This is a genomic window from Bauldia sp. (assembly GCA_037200845.1).
Taxonomy (GTDB): domain Bacteria; phylum Pseudomonadota; class Alphaproteobacteria; order Rhizobiales; family Kaistiaceae; genus DASZQY01.
This window is the reverse complement of the sequence record JBBCGQ010000001.1, coordinates 1,448,653-1,473,070: the sequence shown is the minus strand read 5'-3', so window position 1 is coordinate 1,473,070 and position 24,418 is coordinate 1,448,653. Positions and strand designations below refer to the sequence as shown.

The following is a 24,418-nucleotide window of genomic DNA, read 5'->3' as shown; positions in this document are numbered from 1 at the left end:
CCGAGGTTCTATAACCTTGCCTGCACCGTCGGCAAGCGAACCGCTGTCGCGGGCGGGCAACTGGAGACGGGGATGAGCGAGAGCCAGGTTCCGAGCGAGATCGGCATCGCGGTGGCGGAGTTGCGGAGCGCGTCGATCTTCCTGACGCGCGTGCCGCCCCGCTACCTCGGCGCGAGCGCCGCCGCCGTTCCGGATTTCCGGCACGCGGCGCGGGTGTTCCCGGTGGTCGGTGCGCTGGTCGGCCTCGTCGGCGGCGTCGTGCTGGTGGTCGCCGACCTGCTCAACATTCCGGCGATGGTCGGCGCCGCGCTGGCGGTCTCGGCAACCGTGATCCTCACCGGCGGGCTGCACGAAGACGGCCTCGCGGATGCCGCCGACAGCCTCGGCGGCTCCACGACCGAGAAGAAGCTGGCGATCATGGACGACAGCCGCGTCGGCACCTACGGCGCGCTGGCGCTCATTCTCTCGGTCGTGATCCGCATCACTGCGCTTGGCGCGCTGGCGGTCGTCGTCGGGTCGGTGCGCGCCGGGCTGGTGCTGATCGCGGCGGAGGCCGTGTCGCGCGCCTCCATGGTGCGGCTCTGGCACGACCTGCCCGCGGCGCGCATGGGCGGCCTCTCCAACGATACCGGCGCGCCAGACCAGAACGCGATGCTGATCGCCATCGCGGCCGCCGCGGCAATCGCAGTGATCGTCGCGCTGCCCGCCGTGGGACTATGGCCGACGATCCTCGCCGGCGCCTTCGCCGTCGTCGCGACGTACGTCGTGATCCGCGTTACGGCGCGCACGCTTGGCGGGCGGACCGGCGACACGCTCGGCGCCTGCCAGCAGGTGGCGGTCGCCGCCTTCCTCATCGGCGCATCGGTGGTCTAGCCTCCCTGATGATTTCCCCCTGCGTGCGCCTCTGTACCCTCGATCCCGATAGCGGCTTCTGCGTCGGCTGCGGGCGCACGCTCGCCGAGATCGGCCGCTGGATGCGCTATTCCGACGACGAGCGCTGCGCCATCATGGCGCTCTTGCCGGCGCGGCTTGAACGGCACCGGCCGAGCGGCCCCGGATGAGCGCGCCGCGGGTGCGGCGCCGGCCGCAATTCATCTTCTGGATCCTGCTCGCGGGCGTCGTTGCGCTGGCCGTGGCGCTCGCCGCGCGCGACGCCAATGGCACGACCTTCGGCCTCGACAACAAGGACCTGGCGCAGCTCGGCTATCTGGTCGTGATCCTGATCTTCGTCGGCTCAGCGCTGCTCGGGCGCGGGCTCGGTGCCGGCGAGATCGTGCGCGCCACGGCCGGTTGGCTGGCGGTGTTTCTGTTCCTGATCGGCGCGTATGCCTACCGCACCGAACTCACCGGCGTCGGCGCGCGCATGCTGGGCGTCCTGGCGCCGGGCGTGCCGATCTCCGGCCGGCTGGCAGGTGAGGCGGACAGCGCGGTGGTCATCGCGCGCGGGCTCGACGGGCATTTCGGCGTGCACGCCGAGGTGCAGGGCAAGCCGATGACCATGATGGTCGATACCGGCGCGAGCTTCGTGACGCTGACGCCCGCCGACGCCAAGGCCATCGGCATCGACACCAGCACGCTGCGCTTCAACATGACGATCCGCACCGCCAACGGCACGATCGAGGCTGCGCCCATCACCATCGCCAAGCTGGCGGTCGGCTCGATCGAGCGGCGCGAGATCGCGGCGCTGGTGGCGCCGCCAAATTCGCTGGATCAGAGCCTGCTCGGCATGAGCTTCCTCAACACGCTCGACGGCTACGCCATCTCCGGCGACCGCCTCGTGCTGACGCCCTAGAACAAACTCCAGGCGAAGCGCGCGGCGACGAACAGCAGGAAGCAGCCGAACGCGACCTCGAGCTTGCGCCGCGACAGCGCGTGCGCCAGCCGCACGCCATAAGGCGCGGCGAGCACCGACGTCGGGATGAGGATCAGCACTGCGGGGAAATTGACGAAGCCGGTGGACAGCGGCGGCAGGCCGCTCGCGCCCCAGCCGGCCCAGATGTAGCCGAGGATGCCGGGGATCGAGATGATGACGCCGACGCCGGACGACGTCGCTACCGCCTGATGCATGGAGCGGCCGTAGAGCGTCATGAACGTGTTGTTGAGCACGCCGCCGCCGATGCCCATCAGCGTCGACAGGAAGCCGATGACGACGCCAACCACCGAGCGCGCCGGCTGGCCGGGCAGATCGCTGCCGAGGCGCCACGATTCGCGATTGAAGATGAGGCGGATCGCGACCAGCAGCGCGACGACCGCGAAGATGGCGCGCAGCGCCCCGCCCGAGATGTAGGCCGCGACGATCGAGGCGGCGATGACGCCGACCGGCAGCGGGATCAGCCAATCCTTGAGCAGTTGCGTATCGACGGCGCCGCGCTTGCGGTGCGCCAGGAACGACTGGATCGCCGTCGGCACGATGATCGCGATCGAGGTGCCGACCGAGACCTGCATGCGCACGCCCTCATCGACGCCGATCAGCTCCAGCCCCTGATAGAGCACGGGCACCAGAACCGTGCCGCCGCCGATGCCGAACAGGCCGGCGAGCAGGCCGGAAATGGCGCCGGATACCAAGACGGCTACGGCGAGTTCAATTAGCTGGGTAACCGAAATATCCATCAGGCGACGGCGCGCTCGTCCGATGTTTCGCCGGCAAAATCGAGTGCCGCCAGCGCCTCGCGCACGACCTCGATGCCGGCGCCGGGCCTGACCGCGCCGACGGTCAGGATGCGCCGCCAGCTCCGCGCGCCGGGCTCGCCGTGGAACAGGCCGAGCATGTGGCGCGTGATGTGCGACAGACGCTCGCCGCGCGCCAGTTCGGATTCGATGTATGGGATCATCGCGTCCATGACGTCGCGATCCGCGGCCGGCTCGCCGTAGAACCGCGCATCGACGCCCGCGAGGATCGCCGGCGTGTGATAGGCGGCGCGGCCGAGCATGACGCCATCGACATGGCGGAGGTGCTCCGCCGCGTCATCGAGGGTGGCAATGCCGCCGTTGATGCCGACGAAGACGCCGGGCAGCCGCGCCTTCAGGCGATAGACGCGCGCGTAGTCGAGCGGCGGCACCTCGCGGTTTTCCTTCGGGCTGAGGCCCTGCAGCCACGCCTTGCGGGCGTGCACCCAGATCGCGTCCGCGCCCGCCGCGATGACTGCATCGGCGAGCGCGTCCAGCGCGATCTCGGTGTCCTGGTCGTCGACGCCGAGGCGGCACTTCACTGTCACGGGCACGGCGACTGCCGCCTTGATGGCGGCGATGCATTCGGCGACCAGTGCCGGCGTCCGCATCAGGCAGGCGCCGAAGGTGCCGGACTGCACGCGGTCGGACGGGCAGCCGACGTTGAGGTTGATCTCGTCGTAGCCCCGCTCCGCACTCACGGCGGCGGCGCGTGCCAGCTTCGCCGGGTCGGAGCCGCCGAGCTGGAGCGCGACCGGATGCTCCGCCGGCGAGAAGCTGAGCAGCCGGTGGAGGTCGCCGTGCAGGATCGCGTCGGCGGTGATCATCTCGGTGTGCAGCAGCGCCCGTCCGGTCAACTGCCGGTGGAAGAAGCGGCAGTGGCGGTCGGTCCAGTCCATCATCGGGGCGATGGCGATGGCGTGGGGCGCGGTCATGGTCGGCGTGAAATGGACCGGAGGCGGCGGAAAGTCCAGCGTCAGAGGTGCTTCGCCAACGCCGCGGCCAGGTCGCCGTTCGGGCTGACGCGGATTTCGGCGAGGCCCAGCCACGCCGCCATGCGGCGGAGTTCCGCGGCGAGGTCAGGGGCGATGGCGTCGCGGTCGGCGCCCGCCTCGGCGTGGGCGCCACGCACGGCAAGGGTGCCGGAGTCGCGCTCGGCTTTGAGGTCAACGCGCGCCCTGAGGCGGCCGCGGTGGAGGAACGGCAGCACGTAGTAGCCGAAGCGGCGCTTGGCCTGCGGCGTGTAGATCTCGATGCGGTAGTGGAAGTCGAACACGCGCTCGGTGCGCGGGCGGAACCAGACCAGCGGGTCGAACGGCGACAGCAGCGCGCTGGCCGTGACCCGGGCCGGCGTCTCGGCGTCCGCGGCGAGATACGCCGGCTTGTCCCAAGCTTCGACGGCGGCGGGGATCAGGGCGCCCTCCTCCGCGAGTTCCGCCAGCGCCTTCCTCGCTTCGGGTATCGGTAGGCGGAAATAGTCGCGGATGTCGGCTTCGGTGGCGACCCCGAAGGCGCGGGCGCCCATCAGCGCCAGCTCGCGGATGGCGTCCCTCTCCGATGGCGTCGGCACGGCGAGGATGTCGGCGGGGATGACGCGCTCGGGCAGATCGTAGACGCGCTCGAAGCCGCCGCGGCGGCCGGCCGAGGTAACCTCGCCGGTGTGGAACAGGCGCTCCAGCGCGCCCTTGCCCTTGTGCCAGCCCCACCAGGGACCGGAGCGCTCGCCGGGATCCTGCAGTTCGCTCGCCGCGATCGGCCCGCGCGCGGCGACCTCCTTGAGGATGGCGCGGTAGTAGGCGCGGAGTTCGCGGTGCGCCTTGGCGCGCGCCGGCGTGTGGTCGACTAGGCGGCGGGCGCGGTCCATGCGCCAGCGCAGCAGCGGCTGCAGGCGGAGCGGCAGGAGCGAGGCCTCGTGCGCCCAATACTCGAACAGCGTGCGCTCCTTGCCGGAAGCGAAGCCGCGCTTGTCGAGCGCGGCGCGGTCGTAGTCGCCGAGGCGTGAAAACACCGGCAGGTAGTGCGAGCGCACCAGCACGTTGACCGAGTCGAGCTGCAGCAGGCCGAGGCGGTCGATGGTCGCGGCAACGGCCGGCCACGGCGAGCGGCCGGCGGTCTTGCGATGGGCGAAGCCCTGCGCGGCGAGCGCGATGCGGCGGGCTTCGTCCGCGGTCAGCGATGTTTTCGGCGGCGGGAGATCGGCGGGCATTCGCCCGCCTTATGCCAAGCGCGGCAACGCCGCGCCAGTGGCGCGTCAGGCGCGGGCGGCGACGCGGCGGTCGGCGGGCAGCGCGCCGCGCTGCTTGCCGGCGAGCATCGTATCGATGTCGTCGGCCGGAACCGGGCGGCTGAAGAAGAAGCCCTGCACCTGCTGGCAGCGGGTCAGCCGCAGCAGCCGCAACTGATCCTCGGTCTCGATGCCTTCCGCGATGATCGACAGGCCGAGGGCATCGCCCAGCGAGACCAGCGACTGGAACAGCGCGTTGGCCTCGCCGTTCATGCCGATTTCCTTCACGAAGGAGCGGTCGACCTTCAGCGTGTTGAACGGGAACTGGCGGAGGTAGCCGATCGAGGAGAAGCCGGTGCCGAAATCGTCGAGCGACAGGTTGAAGCCGAATTCCTTCAGCTTGCGCAGCTTGCGCTCGGCGATCATCGGGTTGTTGACCAGGATGCCTTCGGTCAGTTCGAGGTCGAAGCGCGACGGGCTGTGGCCGTGGCTCTCGACGATCTGGCGGATCTCGTCGGCGAAGCCCGGATCGCGGAGCTGCACCGGCGAGACGTTGATCGCCATCTGCAGGCCCGGCCAGCGGTGCAGGTCGATGCAGGCGCGGGTGACGACGAGGCGGCCGATGTCGTGGATGAGGCCGGTTTCCTCGGCGACGGGAATGAACACCGCCGGCGACACGGCGCCGAATTCGGCCGAGGTCCAGCGCATCAGCGCCTCGAGGCCGACGATCTCGCCGTCGATGGCGCGTACGACCGGCTGGTAGAACACCTTAAGGTCGCCGTTTTCGATGGCGCGGCGCAAGCCGGTCTCGATCTGCTTCTTTTCCAGCGCGCCGGTTTCCATGGTCGCCTGGTAGGCGACCGGCTCGCGCTCGGCGCCGTTCTTGGCGTGATACATGGCGACGTCGGCGCGGCGGATGATCTCCGACGACTTCATGCCGATCTCGTTGGCGATGGCGTAGCCGACCGAGGCGGTGACGTGAAACTCGAAGCCCGAGATCGTGAACGGGCGGTCGATCGAATGGGCGATACGGCGCGCCGTCTCGAGCGCCAGGGTGCCATGGCCGTTGGTGAGCAGCGCGACGGCAAACTCGTCGCCGCCGATGCGGGCAAGCGTGCCGCCTTCCGGCATGACGCTGCCGATGCGGCTGGCGAGCAGGCGGACGAGTTCGTCGCCGCCGTGGTGGCCGATCGAGTCGTTGACCAGCTTGAAGCCGTTGACGTCGAGATAGATGACGGCGAGGTCGCCGACGCCGCAGGCGCCCTCGTAGTGCGGCGATTCCAGCATCTCGCTGAAGCCGGTGCGGTTCATGAGGCCCGTCATCGAGTCGGTGCGCGCGGCGGTGACGGCTTCCTTCTCGCTTTCGGTGAGCGCGATCGCCATGCGGCGGGCGCGGAACGCGGTGGTCGCGGCGACGACGCAGAAGAGCAGCAGCGCGACGCCGATCGGCAGGAGCACGCTGCGGAGCAGCGCGTCGCCCGGCTTCGGCGGCGTCCAGGCAAAGTAGCCCGTGGTCTTGCCGACAAGATTCACTACCGCCGGCTGGCCGTCGGGGGCGCTGTCGGCGCGGACGAAATGAAGGTCGTCGATCAGGAACGCCTTGCCGAGATCGATCAGGCGCTGGCTTTCGAGATACTGGCCGAAGACGATGATCGGCAGATCGGACGACTTGACCTCGCCGGCCTTCGACACCGGGCTGAGATGCTGGATCGAGATCATCATCGGCACCGACGGCGTGTCGATGTAGATGACGCTCTTGGCGGCGAAATTCTCGACCGGCAAAGTATCGGCGATCTTCTTGATCGCGGCGAGCTTGCCGGGCGTGATGATCTTTTCGATGGCGTCGGGCGCGCCGTCGATCAGCCACTCGTTGTCGGGGTCGAGCTTGCCGTCCGGCGAAGCGATGACCAGCATGTCGGCGATGTTGGTGTCGGTGATGCCGGTGCCGACGTTGGCGTCGATCCAGGTCTTGTCCTTGCGGACGTAGGCGTCGTAGGCCTCTTCCCACCAGCCGTAGTCGTTGGCGAGCGAGGCCAGGCGCTTGCCCATCGCCTCGACGCCGCCGGCAACCATGGTCTGAGTGCTGATCGCGGCCTGTTCGTTATGCTTGTGCGCCATCCACGAGATGGTGATGAGCACCGTGCCGACGGTAATGACGATACCGGCGATAAGGTTGGCGGTGATCCGCCCGGTAATTGCTCTGGCCATCGTGGTCTCGCCCACAGGTCCCCTGATAATGGCGAAGAGCTAGCAAATCGGACTTGCGATCTGTTTAAGAGCGCGGCAAGCCTTGGTTAAGCATAGAGCGCCAGAGGCACAGTTTTGCGCCGAATACGCCGCGCGTCGCATAGTCGGACACTAGGGTTTTCCAGTATTCGTCGGACCTTATTCTAGCCTGGGTTGTCGGCGAGCCGGGAGCTCGGCAGACACGCGGAGGCTGTGACGAAGATTACAGTCATGGTTAACGCTTAGTGAAATAAGGTGAATTTCCGCTGGCCTGCCTATTTTCCAGGCTCTCCGCCGGCCCCGAATAGTTGACAACTGGTTAATAGAGGCAGCTTAGTTGCGCCCGGCGGACAAGTATTAATGCGGTTGAGTTGCGTACGAGGAGGCGTTCATGAGTCTGGCGGATTTCGCGTCGGCGAATGTTTTCGCGCGGCAGGCGATGCCGGTTGCGGCTGAGGCCAAAGCCGCCGGCTGCCCCTACCACCAGAAAGCCGACAGCTTCAATGCGTGGCTCGAGGCGGGCCTGCAGTGCATGGCCGGCAAGCGCGAGTTCCGGCTCGGCCGCTACCACGTCGCCCGCTTTGCCAGCGGCGCGGAATACGCCGCGGCGCTCGCCGACTTCCGCCGCGAGGTCGCGGCCCATCGCAAGACCGGCTTTCTCGCCATCCTGGTCAGCGAAGAGCGCTGCCCGACGGTCGAGGACGAGCTCAACATCCTCGGCGCCGCGATGTACGACGCCGGGCTCACCGACGACCTTGAGGCGCTGATCGCCGGCAAGGCGCTGGCGCATTCCATCGAGGTGCCGTGCCCGGTCACCGGCCTCGACACGTTCTACGATTTCTTCTCGGTCGCCTTCTGCCGCAACGCCGCCAACCCACGCGATCCGCTCTACGATCCGTCGCTGTCGGCGCCCTTCACCGCGGTCAACACGACCTCGGACGCCTTTGCCTTCGCCCGCCTGGTCGACGACCAGGCCCGGCGCGCCTGGGGTCGGCCGGTGCACGCAATGACGCACGACCGAGACGCCGTCGAGCGGCTGTTCCAGCGCTGCGTCACGGCCTGGCAGAACATGTCGATCACCACCATCGGCAACTACAGCCGCGTCACCGAGGATCCCTCGCGCGGCGTCCACCTCAGCGAGGACCGCACGCGCTGGTTCGCGGCGCACAACGATCCGGTGTTCGCCGAGCTGAAGAAGTGCCCCTACCAGCACGAAATGCCGATTACCTATGCCGCGCGGCTGACGGCTAAATGGTCGGCTAACCTTTTCGATGGACAACCGTACGTGCCGACCCGCGACGGGCAATCGGGCGGCGTGGCGGTATCGGACGAAGTGTTCGAGGTCGAGGGGCTTTCCAGTGAGCTATTCCAATTTTGATTTCCTCGAGGTGCGCGCGATCAGCGCGGACCACAAGGCGATCTACGCGACCAAGCCGATCGCCAAGGACGAATTGATCGGCTTCTTCGACGGCAAGTCGATCATGGTCGACCTCGCCGACAAATCTTCGCTCGACGATTACTGGTGGCGCCAGTCGGTGCACCTCAGGCTGGAGGGCACCAAGCTGCTCTGCCTGCTGCCGATGTGGGAGCCGGAAGGCGTCGACTACCTCAACCATTCCTGCCACCCGAACGCCCGCGTCGAAGGCCAGCTCTACGTCTATGCGCTCCGCGACATCCAGCCGGGCGAGGAAATCACCGCTGACTACCGCACCTTCAACCTGGTGCCGGAAGGCAAGCAGTGCTGGTGCCAGACGGAAAACCGCTGCCAGATCTGAGTAGCCGCTCATGAAGACGTGGCGTGTCATCGGCGTACTCATCCTGATCGGTGCGGAGGCGCTGCTCTACGGCTATAGCTATCCGTTCTTCTCGCTGGCGCTGGAAAAGCGCGAGTTGGCGACCTGGCTGATCGGCCTTAACGCATCGCTCGCCGGCGCCGGCATCCTGATCGTCGGCCCGGTGCTGCCGTGGCTGATCGATAAATTCGGCCTCCGCCAACTGGTCACCGCCCTCTTCGCGCTGTCGCTCGCCTCGTTCGCAGCGATCCTGGCCGCCGATCATCTCGTGGTCTGGTTCGCGGCGCGCTTCGTCATGGGCGCCTGCTTCGCGGCGCTGTGGACGACGACCGAGATCTGGCTGAACGGCGTCGTCGATGACCGCCACCGCGGCCGCATCATCGGCGCGTCGGGCACGCTCTACGCGACGTGCCAATTCATCGGCCCGCTGGTGCTCGGCGGCGTCGGCGTCACCGGCTCGCTGCCGCTGATCGTGGCGATGGTGCCGCTCGCCGTCGGCGTCGCGGTGGCGGTTTCGATCACCTCGGCAAAGGGCGAGGTCGAAGAAGAAGAGAATCTCGGCGACACCAAGAGCCTGCGCTTGGCGCTGTCGGTCGCCGGCGCGCTGGTCGCTGCCGCCTTCCTCGGCGGCATCGGCGAGACCGCGATGCAGGCCCTGCTGCCGCTCTACGGCCTGGCGCACGGCGTCAGCGACGCCGGCGCGGCGCAACTGGTCGCGATCTTCAGCCTTGGCGAGGCGGTGCTGGTCGCCGTACTCGGCTGGATGGCCGACCGCTATGGCCGCAAGTTCACGCTGCTGACGTGTTCGATCCTGGCGACGATCACCAGCGCCCTCCTCCCCTTCGCGGTCGGCTCGCCGTTCGCGCTGTGGCCGGTGCTGTTCCTCGCCGGCGGCGCGATCTCCGGCATCTACACGCTGGGCGTCATCCTCATGGGCCAGGACTTCCGCGGCCAGACGCTCGCCTACGTGTCCACGGGCTTCGCCATGGCCTACGCCGCCGGCTCCATCGTCGGCTCGACGCCGGTCGGCTACCTGATCGATCTGTTCGGGCCCGAAGCCTTGCCAATCTCGATCGCGGTTGGCTTCCTCGGCCTCACCGCCTTCCTGCTCTGGCCCGTGCACAAGACCGGCGACGAAGGCCGCCGCGCCACGCCGCCGGCCGCGACCGACATCGACAATTTCCCCGAGATCAAGTTCGACCTGTCGTTCCTGTTCGAGCCGCCGCCGCCCGCGCTGCTCGGCCACGACGCGCCGCCGGTGGCGATGGAGATCGCGCCGGCACCCGCGGCCGCGCTGCCCGAGATCGAATTCGACCTGCCGTTCGTCTCGCCCGAGCGGACGCTGGAAGACTGGTTCCGCGAGCGCGCCAACGAAGTCGCCGAACGCGCCCGCGCCCGGCAAGCGACGGCCGATGCCTTCGGCGCCCGCCGCGCGAGCTAGGCCTGCTCGACCAGCGCGAATTTATCGACGTCGAACAGGCCAAAGTCGGTGATCTTCATGTGCGGGATCACGGGCAGCGGCAGGAACACCACCGTCAGCAGCGGCTCGGGCAAGGTGCAGCCGAGTTCCTCGTGGGTGGCGTCGCGCAGCTTCTTCAGCGCGACGCGCACCTCGTCGAACGGCTGCAGGCTGATCAGCCCGGCGACGGGCAGCGCGATCTCCGCCACCACCTCGCCGCCGGACGCCACGACATAGCCGCCGCCCAGCTCGCGCAGGCGGTTGACCGCGCCCGCCATGTCCTCGTCGTCCATGCCGATGACGCAGATGTTGTGGCTGTCGTGGCCGACGGATGATGCGATGGCGCCGCGCTGCAGGCCAAAGCCGGTGACGAAAGCGCGGGCGATGTTGCCGTTCTTGCCGTGACGCTCGATGACCGCCACCTTGGCGACGTCGCGGAGGACATCGGTCTGCCGTACGCCGTCGATACTCTCCACCCATTTCTGCACGCTGTCGGTCACGACGCGGCCGGGCGCGACGCCGATCATGGTCAGCTCGGCCGCCTCGCCGGGCACGCGGAAATCCGCCGCCGTGACCTCGCGCGACTTCATGCTATCGAGCCCGACCGGCGCGACCTTCTTCCGCGCCGCGAACAGATCGTCGCCGACGATGCGGCCGGCAGAGATCACGGTCCTGACGTCACATTCCTTCAGGTCGCCAACGAGCACAATGTCGGCACGCCTGCCGGGTGCGATCATGCCGCGGTCGCGGAGGCCGAAGGCGTTGGCCGCGGACCAGCTCGCGGCGCGATAGACATGATGCACTGGCCGGCCGAGGCCGATCAGCGTGCGGATCATGAAATCGAGGTGGCCTTCCTCGGCGATGTCGAGCGGGTTGCGGTCGTCGGTGCACAGGCAGCAGAAGCTTGACGTGTTCTCGTCGAGGATCTCGGCGAGCGCATGCAGGTCCTTGGTCACCGACCCCTCGCGGATCAGCACCTGCATCCCTTTCTTCAGCTTCTCGCGGCCGTCGCTGGCGATCGTCGTCTCGTGGTCGGTGCGGATGCCGGCGGCGAGGTAGCCGTTTAGGTCGTAGCCGCGCACCAGCGGCGCGTGGCCGTCGATGTGGCCATCCTGGAAGGCGACCAGCTTGTCGAGCACATCCGGCTCGCTGTGGAGAACGCCTGGGAAATTCATGAACTCCGCGAGGCCGATGACCTTCGGATGATTGCGTAGCGCGATCAGATCCTTCGCCTTTAGCGTCGCGCCCGATGTCTCAAACGCGGTTGCCGGCACGCACGACGATAGATTGACGCGCAGGTCCATCACCGTCGTCCCGGCCGAGTCGAGGAAATATTGGATACCCTCGGCGCCGAGCACATTGGCGATCTCGTGCGGATCGCAGATGGCGGTGGTGACGCCATGCGGCAGGACGCAGCGGTCGAATTCCTGCGGCGTCAGCAGCGAAGACTCGACGTGCAGGTGCGTGTCGATGAATCCCGGCACGGCGAACAGTCCCGTGCCGTCGATCTCGCGCGCGCCCTTGTACTTCTCGTATGTGCCGACGACGCGGTCGCCGGAGATGGCGATGTCGGTGACCGTGACGCCGCCGGAGACGATGTCGAGCAGGCCGACATTCTTGATCACGAGATCGGCAGGCGCGGCGCCGCGGCCCTGGTCGATGGCGCGCGAAAGGGAAGCTTTGTCGATCATGTCTCGGTCCTTTGGCTGCCGCCAGAATGGCAGAGCGCCGGTGGCCGATCTAGTCGTCGCCCATCGCGATCAGCGAAGCATTGCCGCCGGCCGCCGCGGTGTTCACCGACACCACCTGCTCGAGCGCGAAACGGCGAAGATAGTCCGGCCCGCCGGCCTTGGGCCCGGTGCCCGACAGGCCGGAGCCGCCGAAGGGCTGCGTGCCGACGACCGCGCCGATCATGTTGCGGTTGACGTAGACGTTGCCTGCCGGCAGCCGATCGATGACGTGGCGGGCGGTTTCGTCGATGCGCGAATGGACGCCGAGGGTGAGGCCGTAGCCGGTCGCGGCGATCGCGTCGATCAGAGCGTCGAGGTCGCGGGCCTTCCAGCGGACGACGTGGAGCACCGGGCCGAAGACTTCCCGGTCGAGACGTTGCGGCGCGTCCAGCTCGATGATGTGCGGGGGAACGAAGGTGCCGGCCGCCGGCGCACTGCCGGCGTAGACGATCTTCGCCCACGGCGCGGCGCGCATCTTCGCGATGTGGGCGTCGAGATTCTGCTTCGCCTCGGCGTCGATCACCGGGCCGACGTCGGTTTCCGGCAGGCGCGGATCGCCGACCGTCAGTTCAGCCGCCGCGCCCGCGATCATCGCGATCATGCGGTCGGCGATGTCGTCCTGCAGGCACAGCAGCCGCAGCGCCGAGCAGCGCTGGCCGGCCGAGCGGAACGCCGACGTGACGACGTCGTCGGCGACCTGCTCGGGCAATGCGGTAGCATCGACGATCATGGCGTTGATGCCACCGGTCTCGGCGACGAGCGGCACGATCGGCCCCTGCTTGGCGGCGAGCGCGCGGTTGATCGACCAGGCGACCTCGGTCGAGCCGGTGAAGGCGACGCCGGCGACCAGACGATGGGCGACCAGCGCGGCGCCAATCTTGCCGTAGCCGGGCGCGAGTTGCGCCGCCTCGGCCGGGATGCCGGCCCGGTGGAGCAGCGCCACGGCACGGGCGGCGGTGCGCGGCGTCTGTTCGGCCGGCTTGGCGACGACGGCATTGCCGGCGGCGAGCGCGGCGGTCACCTGGCCGAGGAAGATCGCCAGAGGGAAATTCCACGGCGAGATGCAGACGAAGACACCGCGTCCGCGGCGGACGAGGCGGTCGTTTTCGCCGGTCGGTCCGGGCATCGTTTCGCCGGCGAACAATCGCCGCGCTTCGGCGGCGTAGTAGCGGCAGAAGTCGGCGGCCTCGCGCACCTCGGAGATGCCGTCGACCGGCGTCTTGCCACCCTCGGCCGCCATCAGCGCGACGAGGCCGTCGCGGTCGGCCTCGAGCAAATCGGCGAGGCGATCCAGCGCCGCGGCGCGCTCGGTCGCAGGCACGCGCGACCACGACGCGAAGGCTGTCTGCGCCGCGGCCATGATGGCGTCGATGCCTTCCACCGGCGTGTCGAGCACCGGCTGCAGCGGCGCCTCCGCCTTGGCGACGCCAGCGACCAAGGCGCCGAGTTCGGCGGCGTTGCCGAATTCCATGCCGCGGGAATTTCGCCGGCTTGGCATATACATGTTAGCCGGCAACGGAATGCGGCTGTGGCGGACGCGCATGCCGCCTTCCAGCAATTCGGCGGGACGACGCAGCAAACTCGCCACCGGCACGTTCTTGTCGCCGACCACCGCGACGAACGACGAGTTCGCGCCATTCTCCAGCAGGCGGCGCACGAGATATGCCAGCAATTCGCGATGGCCGCCCACCGGCGCGTAGATGCGCCAGGCGACGCCGACGTTCTGCTTGGCGGTCGCCTCCTGCAGCGCCTCGCCCATGCCGTGCAGGCGCTGGAACTCGAAGCCCTCGACGCGGCCGGCCATCTCGACGATCGAGGCGACGGTCAGCGCGTTGTGGGTCGCGAATTGCGGATAGATGCGCTCCCGCGCATCAAGCAGGCGGCGCGCCGCAGCGAGGTAAGACTGGTCGGTCGCCGCCTTGCGGGTAAAGACGGGGTAGTCCGCCAGGCCGCGCTCCTGCGCGCGCTTCACCTCGCTGTCCCAGTAGGCGCCCTTCACCAGCCGCACCATGAAACGGCGGTCGAGGCTCGCGGCGAGGTCTGCCATCCACGCCACCACCGACGTGGCGCGCTTCTGGTAGGCCTGGATGGCGATGCCGAAGCCGTCCCATCCGGCGAGCGAGGCATCGGCGGCGACGGCGCCGACCACCGCCAGCGATAGTTCGAGCCGGTCTGCTTCTTCCGCATCGACGGTGAGGTTGAGGTCGTATTGCTTCGCCATGCGCGCCAGCGACAGCAGACGCGGCGCCAGTTCGCGCAGCACGCGCTCGTGCTTCACGGCCTCGTAGCGCGGGTGGAGCGCCGACAGCTTCACCGAGATGCCCGGCCGGTCGGGCAGTGATTTGCTCCCGGCGGCCTTGCCGATCTCGGTCAGCGCGCTTGCGTAGGCCTCGAGGTAGCGCTCGGCGTCGGGCGCCGTGCGGGCGCCCTCGCCCAACATGTCGTACGAATGGCGGCTGCCGCGGGCCTCCGCCGGTGCCGCGCGGCGGAGCGCGTCGCCGATGGTCTCGCCGAGCACGAAATGGTGGCCGAGCACGCGCATCGCCTGCTTGGTCGCGGCACGCACGGCCGGCTGGCCGAGGCGGCGGACCATGCCGGCGAAAATTCCCCGCGGCGTGTCGCCCGGCTCGACGATGCGGCTCGACAGGCCGAGCGCCCAGATCGAAGCGGCGACGAACAGCGTGTCGTGCTTGCCGGCGTGCTCCTCCCAGTCGCCGCCGCCGAGCTTCTCCTCGATCAGCTTGTCCTGCGTGGCGTTGTCGGGGATACGGAGCAGCGCCTCGGCGAGCACCATCAGCGCCAGCCCTTCCCGGGTCGACAGCGCGAACTCGCGGAGGAAATCTTCCAGCCCGCCGATCGAGCCGGCGCTGGCGCGGATCTGCTCGATCAGCGCCGTCGCCAGGCGATCGATGCGCGCCTCGCCGACGGCATCGAGTTTCGTCTCGGCGATGAAGCGGCGGATCAGGCTTTCGTCGTCAGGGGCGTAGGCGGCGGAGAACGGCGGGAGCGCGGTCATGGCAGCATACTAGCCGAGCCTGCGCGGCGGCCAATGGTGCGTGGCGAGGCTCATCGCCAGTTGGTCACCTCTCCCTGGAGGGAGAGGGGATAAACTGAGAGGCCAGCGGATAATCCTTGGTCCTTGCCTTCGCGGGAAACCGGAGAGGAGCCGCACGGTCTCCCTATCCTCTCGAGGTGTGGCCTACACCTTCACCCACGTCGCGCCCTTGGCGCTCGATTTCACTGCCGCCTCGATGAACTGCATGCCCTTGAGGCCGTCCTCGACCGTCGGGAAGGTCACCGCCGGGTCGAGCTTGGCGCCGGTGCGGGCCGCGACGATCGCCTTGGCGACCTCGGAGTAGATGTTGGCGAAGCCTTCGAGGTAGCCCTCCGGGTGGCCGGAAGGAACGCGCGTGAGGCGCGCCGCCTCGGGGCCGGCGCCGGCGCCGCCGCGGGTGATCTTGCGCGGCGGCTGGCCGAAGGGCGCGAACCAGAGGTAGTTCGGGTCCTCCTGCTTCCACGACAGGCCGCCCTTGGTGCCGTAGACGCGCAGCGTCAGCGCGTTCTCGTTGCCGGGCGCGACCTGGCTCGCCCAGAGCATGCCCTTGGCGCCGCCCTTGAAGCGGAGCAGCACATTGTCGTTGTCGTCAAGCTTGCGGCCCTTCACGAACGAGGTGAGGTCCGCCAGCAGTGAATCCAGCGTCAGGCCGGTAACGAAGCACGCGAGGTTATAGGCATGCGTGCCGATGTCGCCGAGCGCGCCGCCGGCGCCTGATTTTTTCGGGTCGGTGCGCCAGTCGGCCTGCTTGTTGCCCTTGCCCTCGGTGCTCTCGGTCAGCCAGTCCTGCGCGTACTCGGCCTGGACGATGCGGATCTCGCCGAGCTCGCCGGCGGCGATCATGGCGCGCGCCTGCCGGATCATCGGGTAGCCGGTGTAGTTATGCGTCACCGCGAAAATCTTGCCGGTCTTCCTGGTCAGCGCGACCAGTTCCTTCGCCTCCTTGGCGGAGAGCGCCAGCGGCTTGTCGCAGATGACGTGGATGCCGGCCTTGAGGAAAGCCTTTGCCGGCCCGGCGTGCATGTAGTTGGGCGTCACGATAGCGACGGCCTCGATGCCGTCGGCGCGCTTCGCCTCGGCCTTGGCCATCTCCTCGAAGCTGCCGTAGGCGCGGTCGCGAGCGATGCCGATCTCCAGCGCGGAGTCGATCGCCTTCTGCGGCGTCGAGGACAGCGCCCCGGCGACCAGCTCGTACCGGTCGTCGATGCGTGAGGCGATGCGGTGGACGGCACCGATGAAGGCGCCCTGCCCGCCGCCGACCATGCCGAGGCGGATGCGCCGGCCGGTGCTGGCGTCGCTTCTTGCTTCAACCATTGTCGCTCCCCCTCGTTCTTGCTTACGACCGGTAGGCCTGGCGGCCGACGCCCTGCACCGGAATGTTCTGGCTCTTCAGCACCTCGTGCTGGAGCGCGTACATCGCGGCGGCGGCCTCGTCGATGTAGCGGGTGAAGGCGATCGAGCCCTGCAGGATCGGCTTCAGTTTCTCGCGTTCCTGCACGCGCGCCGGACCGTATTCGTGCTCGACGACGATGTGCGTCTTGGCCGGATCGAGCGGCAGCAGTTCGCGCGCGGCAAGCTGGTGGTCGAGCCAATCCACGGTGCGGTTCTGCAGATAGGCGAGCGGATCGTGCCGTGCGGTGCCCGGCAGCTCGTGCTCGCTGAAGGCGACCTGCTTCTTCCAGGCGTTGCCCCAGTCGGCGGCATTGGTCGACGGCTTGCCGCCCTTCCAGTCGCCGCGTTCCATGGTCTGGCCGCCATAGCCCCAGGCGGCGATGCCCTTGGAGTCGATCACCTGGCCCTTCACGTGGAAGCCGGCGATCAGGAAGCCGTAGCCGGTGTCCTTGAGGTACTGGAAAATCGAGCGCGTATCCTGGCCCATCAGGATGGCATGCGACGGATCGTAGTGGATGCGGAACTGGTCGCCGACGCCGTGCTTCTCGGCGATGCGATGGAGGGCAATCCAGGCGCCGGGCGTGTAGGCGATATTGTTGTGCCAGTTGTCCTTAACGGTCCAGCCGGGCATCGGGCACTGCTCGACGCGATAGACGAGGCCGCGATCCTTGGCGGCCTTGAGCAGGGGAATGAAGGCCTCGACGAAGTCGTCGAGGTTCTGATCCATCGAGTGTTCCTGATTGCGGCCCACGAAGCCGCAGACCGCGTCGGTGCCGAGCAGCACCGCCGCGTCCATGGCGCGCACCATGAAGTCGGCCTTCTTCCTCCGGATGGCCGGATCGCCATGCAGCATGTTGTCGAAGTAGCCGATGTCCGACAGCGACACGCCCGTCGACTTCATCGCCGCGGCGACGCGCGTGGCGCGCGCTTTGTCGAACGGCTTCCGCAAATCGAGCGTGTTGGCGACCGGGTCGAGCATCGCCTCGGGCGGCACGTCCGACTCCGACGGGTGCAACGCCGCCGAAAGCTGGATGTATTTGACGCCAAGATCGTTGGCGAAATCCAGCCAGTCCTCGATCGCCTTGTCGGGATCGGGATCGCGAACCTTGCGCGGCGTCAGCTCCTGCAACGCCGCGGTCAGCACGCCGACCTTCATGAACTTCGGTTCGAATGCCTGCACCATTTTCGTTTCTCCCGGTCGCGCTCTGTTTGCCGGCGCTGGTCAGAGATAGTCGTTCATCAGCCCTTCGAGATATTCCTGCTTGCCGCTCTTCGGCTGCGGATCGAGCTTCTTTTTCAGCACATAGTCCGAGAGGTCGTCCAGCGAGCGCTTGCCGGCGAGGATGGCTTTCCCCTCCTTGCCGTCCCAGCCGGAATAACGGTCGGCGAGGAAGGCGTCGTGCTTGCCGTCCTCGATGATCTTCTCGGCGACGAGCAGGCCGCGGGCGCAGGCGTCCATCGAGTTGACGTGCGCGATGAGCAGATCGTCCGGGTCGATCGACTGGCGGCGGATCTTGGCGTCGAAGTTGTAGCCGCCGGTGCCGAGGCCGCCGGCCTTGAGAATGGCGAGCGCCGCCAGCGCCATCTCGGGAACGTTCATGGCGAACTGGTCGGTGTCCCAGCCCAGGAGATAGTCGCCGCGGTTGATGTCGATCGAGCCCAGGATCCCGAGCGCGCCGGCAAGCTGCAGCTCGTGCTCGAAGGTGTGGCCGGCGAGGATAGCGTGGTTCTGCTCGATGTTGATCTTGACCTGCTTCTCGAGGCCGAACTGCTTGAGCATGCCGAAGATGGTGCCGACGTCGTAGTCGTACTGGTGCTTGGTCGGCTCCTTCGGCTTCGGCTCGATCAGGACGGTGCCCTTGAAGCCGATCTTCTCCTTGTGCTCGACGACCAGCGTCAGGAAGCGGCCGAGCTGCGCCAGCTCGCGCTTGATGTCGGTGTTGAGCAGCGTCTCGTAGCCCTCGCGGCCGCCCCACAGGACGTAGTTGGCGCCGCCAAGCTCATGCGTCAGCTCGAGCACGTTCTTCACCTGCCCTGCGGCGTAGGCGAAGATTTCCGGGTCGGGGTTGGTCGCGGCGCCTGCCATGTAGCGGCGGTTGGAGAAGAGATTGGCGGTGCCCCAGAGGAGTTTTACGCCGGTCTTCTCCATCTTCTTCGCGAAGATCTCCCCGATCTGGCGGACCATCTTGTTGGATTCGGCCAGCGTCTCGCCTTCCGGCGCGATGTCGCGATCGTGGAACGAGAAGAACGGAACGCCGAGCAGGCGGAACATCTCGAAGGCGACATCGGCCTTCTGGCGCGCGCCTTCCATGGCGTCGTTGGTGTGCATCCACGGGCGGTTGAAAGTCTCGCCGCCGAAGGGATCGCCGCCCGGCCAGGTGAACGAGTGCCAATAGACGACGGCGAAGCGGAGATGATCCTCCATGCGCTTGCCGAGCACCTTCCGGTTCGGGTCGTACCAGCGGTAGGCAAGACCCTCGGCCTTCGGGCCCTTGTACTTGATTGGCTTCTCCTGGGTGAAGAAACGAGCACTCATCGGGGCATTGCCTCCTTGATGGCAGGATAGAGTCTCTTGTAGGTCGCGTAGGCCGCTGCATAAGCAGGCACGAGGTTCCGGTCGGGCTCGATCGTCTCGCGGATTTTCGGCTGCGTGCAGACCGCGAACGGATCAGCGCCGGTCGCCGCGATGAGGCCCAGTCGCGCGGCGCCCAAGCCCGCGCCGAAGTCGCCCTCCTCCGGAACGTCGATGGCGATGTCGAGCGTGCTGGCGATGATCTGCAGCCACGCGCGCGAGCGCGAGCCGCCGCCGACGGCCAGCGCGCGGTCGACATCGGCGCCGGCGGTGCTGAGTGCCCTGAGGCTGTCGGCGAAAGCGAAGGCGACGCCCTCCAGCACGGCGCGGGTCAGCGCCGTCTTGTCGGTGGCGTAGTTTAGGCCGGTGAAGCTGCCGCGGATCGCGGCGTCGTTGTGCGGCGTGCGCTCGCCGCCGAGATACGGCAGGAACATCACGTCGCCCGGGCCGCCCTTCTCGCCTTCCAGCGGCTTGGTCAGGTGCGCGGCATCGGTTGCGAAGACTCCGGCCAGCCATTCGAGCGCGCCGGCGGCGGAAAGAATGACGCCCATCTGGTGCCAGGTGTTGGGCACGGCGTGGCAGAAGGCGTGCACCGCCGTCGCCGGATCCGGCGAGAAGCGCGCGTTGGAAACGAACAGCACGCCGGAGGTGCCGAGCGACAGGAACGCGGTGCCCGGCTTGACCACGCCGACGCCGCAAGCCGACGCCGCGTTATCGCCGCCGCCACCGGCCACGACCGGCGCCGTCGCGATGCCCCAGCGCTTGGCGAGATCGGCGCGCAGTTTCCCGGTCGCCTGCGACCCTTCGTAAAGCTTCGGCATCTGCTTGCGGGCGAGCTTGGTCGCCGCAAGCAGCTCGTCGCTCCAGTCGCGTTTGCCGACGTCCAGCCACGACGTGCCGGCCGAGTCCGACATCTCGGAGGCGCGGTCGCCGGTGAGCTTCAGCCGGACGTAGTCCTTGGGCAGCAGGACCGTCGTGACCCTGGCGAAGATTTCCGGCTCGTGCTTCGCGACCCATACCAGCTTGGGCGCGGTGAAACCGGGGAACACGATGTTGCCGGTGAGGGCGCGGAAGATCGGGTTGCGGTCAAGCGCCGCGGCTTCGTCGGCGGAGCGCACATCGTTCCACAGGATGCAGGGCCGGAGCGGCTTGTCGTTCGCATCGAGGAGCGTCGCGCCGTGCATGTGGCCGGAGAGGCCGATGCCTTTGACGGCGCCCAGCTCACGCGCATGCGACTGCGCCAGGCGATCCATCACCGCCTCGCACGCCGTCCACCATGAGTCCGGGTCCTGTTCCGACCAGCCGGCATGCGGGCGCGACACCTCCAGCGGCGCCGTCTCGCTCGCGACGAGTTTCTGGTTCTCGTCGATGAGAACCGCCTTCACCGACGAGGTGCCGATATCCAGGCCGACGTACATTCAGAGCGCCTCCCCGCGCCGTCTACGGAACATTTTCGCGCAGGAAGATGTCGATGCGGATGCGCTCCTGGCCGGGGTAGATCGGCACGCCCTCGCGCTCGGCGAGCAGCAGCCGCACGGCGCTGCGTACCTCGTGGCCGGGATCCTGGTGGATGACGGCGTCGATGGCGCCGCGGATCAGGTACTTGCGATTGAAGGTGGTGAGATCGTGGGCGATGAAGACGATGTCGCGCTCGCGCCCGGCCGACTCCAGCGCCGTGACCACGCCCGAGGTGCCGGCGCCGATGTTGTAGACGCCAACCAGATCGGCATGGTCGCGCAGCAGGTCGCGGCACAGCGCCTCGGCGCGCTCGTCCTCGTCGCGCCCTTCGCGGATCGGCAGCACTTTGAGATGCGGAAAGTCGCGGCTCATCACCTGCTCGAAGCCGAGCTGGCGCTCGATATGATCGCGCAGCGCGACCGAGCCGGCGATCAGGCCGACCTTGCCCTCGCGGCCGGAGAGGAAACGGCCGAGCAGACTCGCGGCGGTGCGGCCGGCGGCGGAGTTGTCGATGCCGACGTAGTGGGCGCGGCCGGCGCGCGGCACGTCGGAGACCAGCGTCACCACCGTCACGCCTGCGGCGGCGAGATCGTCGATGGCTTCACGGACGCGCGGATGGTCGAGGGCGACGACCGCGATGCCGTCGACCTCGCCCTGCAACCCTTCGAGCGCGGTGGCGAGTACATCGCCGTCGAACACGTCGACGTGCGTGATGCCGATCTGCACGCGTTCCTCGGCAAAACGCTCGGCGGCGGACAGCGCCTCCTTCTCGAGCGTCTGCATAAAGGCGTTGTCGCCCGTCGGCAGCACGAAGCGGAAACGATGGTCGCGGCCGCGGGCGAGCCGCGCGGCGAGACGGTCCGGGCGATACTTGAGGAGATCGACCGCCGCCTGGACACGCTCCGCCGTATTCGCGTGAACGCCGGGACGCCGGTTCAACACACGATCAACTGTCGCCAGGCTGACGCCCGCCGTGCGGGCGACGTCCTCAAGCGTGGTACGCGGCATCAAAAACCCCTCCACACCGCTCCTTAACGTGGCCCGGAATGGATTGCAATTCGGCCAATGCGAGGCGAGAGGGGCGCACTTCAAATATGAACTAAATCCATCTGCCCGCGCACCCATGAAAGGCCGCGCATCCCTCAATTGCAGAGCGGCCCCGAATGCGCCAGAAAGGGCGAGCCACCTACCGAAAACAGCAGATTGCCCCATGAAGATCGAGACGGCGCCCGTTCGCCTGGAAGACTACCGCCCGCCGGATTTCTGGATCGACACGGTCGATCTGACCTTCCGGCTCGACCCGGAGGCGACGCGGGTAACCGCGATCCTGAAGCTCAGGCCGCGCGACGGAGCTAGCGACCTGGTGCTCATCGGCGACGAACTGAAGCTCGTGTCGGTCGCCCTCGACGGCACGGTGCTGCCCGCCAACCGCTACCATGCGACGCCGCAGCGGCTGACGGTGCGCGACGTGCCCGCCGGCCGCTTCACGCTGACCGTCGAGACCGAGATCAACCCGACCGCCAACACGAAGCTGATGGGGCTCTATCGCTCCAGCGGCACCTACTGCACGCAGTGCGAGGCGGAAGGCTTCCGCCGCATCACGTATTTCCTCGACCGGCCGGATGTGCTCGCGGTCTACACGACGCGCATCGAGGCGCCGAAAGCCGGCGCGCCGGTGCTGCTGTCGAACGGCAACCTGACGCAGTCCGGTGATCTTCCCGGCGGGCGCCACTTCGCCGTCTGGCACGATCCGTTTCCGAAGCCGGCGTATCTCTTCGCCATGGTCGCCGGCGACCTCGGGTCTATCCACGGCACGTTCAAGACGATGTCCGGCCGCAACGTCGCGCTCGGCATCTACTGCGAGCACGGCAAGGAGGATCGCTGTGCCTACGCGCTCGAGGCGCTGAAGCGATCGATGCGCTGGGACGAGACCGCCTTCGGCCGCGAGTACGATCTCGACGTCTTCAACATCGTCGCCGTGTCCGACTTCAACATGGGCGCGATGGAGAACAAGGGCCTCAACGTATTCAACGACAAGTACGTGCTGGCCGATCCCGACACCGCCACCGACGTCGACTTCGTCTTCGTCGAGGGCGTCATCGCGCACGAATACTTCCACAACTGGACGGGCGACCGCATCACCTGCCGCGACTGGTTCCAGCTCTGCCTGAAGGAAGGCCTGACCGTCTATCGCGACCAGGAATTTTCTTCCGACGTGCGCTCGCGGCCGGTCAAGCGCATCGCCGACGTACGCACCTTGCACGCGCGCCAGTTCCCGGAAGACGCCGGCCCCCTCGCCCATCCGGTGCGGCCCGAGGTCTATTCCGAGATCAACAACTTCTATACGCCGACGGTCTACGAGAAGGGCGCCGAGGTCGTGCGCATGCTGCAGACCGTGATCGGGCGCGACGGTTTTCGCGCCGGCATGGACCTCTACTTCCAGCGGCATGACGGCCAGGCGGTGACGATCGAGGATTTCCTCGCCGCCTTCGCCGATGCCAACCAGGTGGACCTGACGCAGTTCAAGCTCTGGTACAGCCAGGCCGGGACGCCCGAGGTCACCGCCAGCGGCGTCTATGATGCGCAGCAGAAGACCTACACGCTGACGCTGTCGCAGACGTGCCCGCCGACGCCTGGGCAGCCGCTGAAGAAGCCGATGGTCATTCCCGTCCGCTTCGGCCTCGTCGGCCAGAACGGCGCCGACCTCGCCTACGAGAGCACCACCGGCGGACGCGTCGAGGGCAACGTCATCCACCTCACCGAGGCGAGGCAGACGATCGTCTTCCGCGGCGTGTCGACCAAGCCGGTGCCGTCGTTGTTCCGCGGGTTCTCGGCGCCGGTGCGTCTGGTGATGGACACACCGCCGGCCGATCTTCTCTTCCTGCTGCGTACCGACGCCGATCCCTTCAACCGCTGGCAGGCAGCGCAGACGCTAATCGTGCGCGGGCTGATCGCGGGCGCCGCTGCCGTGGCCGCGAGGCGCTCCCTGTCCGCCGACGACAAGCTGATCGACGCGCTCGCCGAGGTCGCCGAGAACGACGACCTCGAGCCCGCCTTCCGCGCGCAGGTGCTGGTGCTGCCGGGCGAATCCGACATTGCGCGGGAGATCGGCCGCGACGTCGATCCGGAGGCGATCGCCACCGCGCGCAACAGCTTCCGTGCCGCGATCGGCGTTCGTGCCGGTGCGCGGCTGACCGCCGTCGCCGAGCGCATGACGACCGGCGGGACCTTCACCTCGGATGCCGCCTCGGCCGGCCGCCGGGCGCTCGCCAACGTCGCGCTCGATCTTGCCGCCGCGAATGGCGACGCCGATGCGGTTGCCCGCGTCGTGCGCCGCTACTATGAAGCCGACAACATGACCGACCGCTCGGCGGCGCTCAGCACTCTCGTCGCTGCGGCGCGGCCGGAACGCATCGCCGCGCTGGAAGATTTCCACCGCCGCTACGCGAACGATCCACTGGTGCTCGACAAGTGGCTGGGCTTCGAGGCGTCGGTGCCGGCGCCGGAGACGCTCGACCGCGTCCGCGCCCTCCTCGACGATCCGAGCTTCGCGGCCACCAACCCGAACCGTATCCGCGCGCTGGTCGGCAGTTTCGCCGGCGGCAACCAGACGCAGTTCAACCGCGCCGACGGAGCCGGCTACGACTTCCTCGCCGACTTCGTCATCGACCTCGACAGGCGCAATCCGCAGACCGCGGCGCGGCTGCTGGTCAGCTTCCGCTCCTGGCGCGCGCTCGAAGCCAGGCGGCGCGCGCTCGCCGAGAAGGCGCTGCGCAAGGTAGCGCAGGTTTCCGACCTTTCGTCGGACACGCGCGACATCGTCACGCGGACGCTCGCCTGAC

18 protein-coding genes are annotated in these 24,418 nt (G+C 68.0%); 7 read left to right on the top strand and 11 right to left on the bottom strand.

Going from position 1 to position 24,418, the window contains the following annotated elements:
• The first annotated feature begins 72 nt into the window (after positions 1–72).
• From cobS to WDM94_07070, 3 genes are read left to right on the top strand one after another with little or no spacing between them, the layout of a single operon-like run.
• Complete coding sequence (gene cobS / locus WDM94_07080) at positions 73–873, top strand: adenosylcobinamide-GDP ribazoletransferase (GenBank protein MEJ0012385.1); 801 nt, start codon at positions 73–75, stop codon at positions 871–873.
• Between the two features lie 8 nt (positions 874–881).
• Complete coding sequence (locus tag WDM94_07075; protein ID MEJ0012384.1) at positions 882–1,061, top strand: DUF1289 domain-containing protein; 180 nt, start codon at positions 882–884, stop codon at positions 1,059–1,061.
• A complete protein-coding gene (locus WDM94_07070) occupies positions 1,058–1,792 on the top strand; it encodes a TIGR02281 family clan AA aspartic protease (protein MEJ0012383.1) in 735 nt (244 codons plus the stop codon). The genes WDM94_07075 and WDM94_07070 overlap by 4 nt, the downstream gene beginning before the upstream one ends.
• Here the strand turns inward: WDM94_07070 and WDM94_07065 are convergent.
• From WDM94_07065 to WDM94_07050, 4 genes are read right to left on the bottom strand one after another with little or no spacing between them, the layout of a single operon-like run.
• Entirely contained in the window at positions 1,789–2,610 is an 822-nt protein-coding gene (locus tag WDM94_07065) for a sulfite exporter TauE/SafE family protein (GenBank protein ID MEJ0012382.1), read from the bottom strand. The genes WDM94_07070 and WDM94_07065 overlap by 4 nt on opposite strands.
• The gene (gene dusA, locus WDM94_07060) at positions 2,610–3,602 is read right to left on the bottom strand and encodes a tRNA dihydrouridine(20/20a) synthase DusA (GenBank protein MEJ0012381.1); all 993 of its coding nucleotides are present in this window, start codon (positions 3,600–3,602) and stop codon (positions 2,610–2,612) included. The genes WDM94_07065 and dusA overlap by 1 nt, the downstream gene beginning before the upstream one ends.
• A gap of 41 nt (positions 3,603–3,643) precedes the next feature.
• Entirely contained in the window at positions 3,644–4,873 is a 1,230-nt protein-coding gene (locus tag WDM94_07055; GenBank protein ID MEJ0012380.1) for a crosslink repair DNA glycosylase YcaQ family protein, read from the bottom strand.
• A 45-nt stretch (positions 4,874–4,918) separates the two neighbouring features.
• Positions 4,919–7,099 (bottom strand): bifunctional diguanylate cyclase/phosphodiesterase, encoded by a 2,181-nt coding sequence (locus tag WDM94_07050; protein MEJ0012379.1) that lies wholly within the window; start codon positions 7,097–7,099, stop codon positions 4,919–4,921.
• 409 nt (positions 7,100–7,508) lie between these two features.
• On the opposite strand from WDM94_07050, the gene WDM94_07045 reads away from it, so the two are divergent.
• The 3 genes from WDM94_07045 to WDM94_07035 are packed head-to-tail and all read left to right on the top strand — an operon-like array spanning position 7,509 to position 10,351.
• Positions 7,509–8,495, top strand: coding sequence for a hypothetical protein (locus WDM94_07045; GenBank protein MEJ0012378.1), 987 nt, complete (start codon positions 7,509–7,511; stop codon positions 8,493–8,495).
• Positions 8,476–8,892, top strand: coding sequence for an SET domain-containing protein (locus WDM94_07040; protein ID MEJ0012377.1), 417 nt, complete (start codon positions 8,476–8,478; stop codon positions 8,890–8,892). Before WDM94_07045 ends, WDM94_07040 begins: the two co-directional genes overlap by 20 nt.
• 10 nt (positions 8,893–8,902) lie before the next feature.
• A complete protein-coding gene (locus tag WDM94_07035; GenBank protein ID MEJ0012376.1) occupies positions 8,903–10,351 on the top strand; it encodes an MFS transporter in 1,449 nt (482 codons plus the stop codon).
• On the opposite strand, the gene ade is transcribed toward WDM94_07035, so the two are convergent.
• The 7 genes from ade to WDM94_07000 form a co-directional block, all read right to left on the bottom strand.
• Positions 10,348–12,060 carry an adenine deaminase gene (ade, locus tag WDM94_07030; GenBank protein ID MEJ0012375.1) on the bottom strand — a complete coding sequence of 571 codons (1,713 nt, stop codon included), beginning with the start codon at positions 12,058–12,060 and terminating at the stop codon, positions 10,348–10,350. The two genes, WDM94_07035 and ade, sit on opposite strands and share 4 nt — an antisense overlap.
• A 49-nt stretch (positions 12,061–12,109) precedes the next feature.
• On the bottom strand, positions 12,110–15,115 hold the full coding sequence (locus WDM94_07025) for an L-glutamate gamma-semialdehyde dehydrogenase (GenBank protein MEJ0012374.1): 3,006 nt from the start codon (positions 15,113–15,115) through the stop codon (positions 12,110–12,112).
• A gap of 183 nt (positions 15,116–15,298) precedes the next feature.
• Positions 15,299–16,468 (bottom strand): Gfo/Idh/MocA family oxidoreductase, encoded by a 1,170-nt coding sequence (locus tag WDM94_07020; GenBank protein MEJ0012373.1) that lies wholly within the window; start codon positions 16,466–16,468, stop codon positions 15,299–15,301.
• Positions 16,469–16,490: 22 nt separating this feature from the next.
• A complete protein-coding gene (locus WDM94_07015; GenBank protein MEJ0012372.1) occupies positions 16,491–17,729 on the bottom strand; it encodes a TIM barrel protein in 1,239 nt (412 codons plus the stop codon).
• A gap of 39 nt (positions 17,730–17,768) precedes the next feature.
• Positions 17,769–19,082 carry a xylose isomerase gene (gene xylA / locus WDM94_07010; GenBank protein MEJ0012371.1) on the bottom strand — a complete coding sequence of 438 codons (1,314 nt, stop codon included), beginning with the start codon at positions 19,080–19,082 and terminating at the stop codon, positions 17,769–17,771.
• On the bottom strand, positions 19,079–20,536 hold the full coding sequence (xylB, locus tag WDM94_07005; protein ID MEJ0012370.1) for a xylulokinase: 1,458 nt from the start codon (positions 20,534–20,536) through the stop codon (positions 19,079–19,081). Before xylB ends, xylA begins: the two co-directional genes overlap by 4 nt.
• A 22-nt stretch (positions 20,537–20,558) precedes the next feature.
• Positions 20,559–21,584 carry a LacI family DNA-binding transcriptional regulator gene (locus WDM94_07000; protein MEJ0012369.1) on the bottom strand — a complete coding sequence of 342 codons (1,026 nt, stop codon included), beginning with the start codon at positions 21,582–21,584 and terminating at the stop codon, positions 20,559–20,561.
• Positions 21,585–21,786: 202 nt separating this feature from the next.
• On the opposite strand from WDM94_07000, the gene pepN reads away from it, so the two are divergent.
• Complete coding sequence (gene pepN, locus WDM94_06995; protein MEJ0012368.1) at positions 21,787–24,417, top strand: aminopeptidase N; 2,631 nt, start codon at positions 21,787–21,789, stop codon at positions 24,415–24,417.
• Position 24,418: the final 1 nt, after the last annotated feature.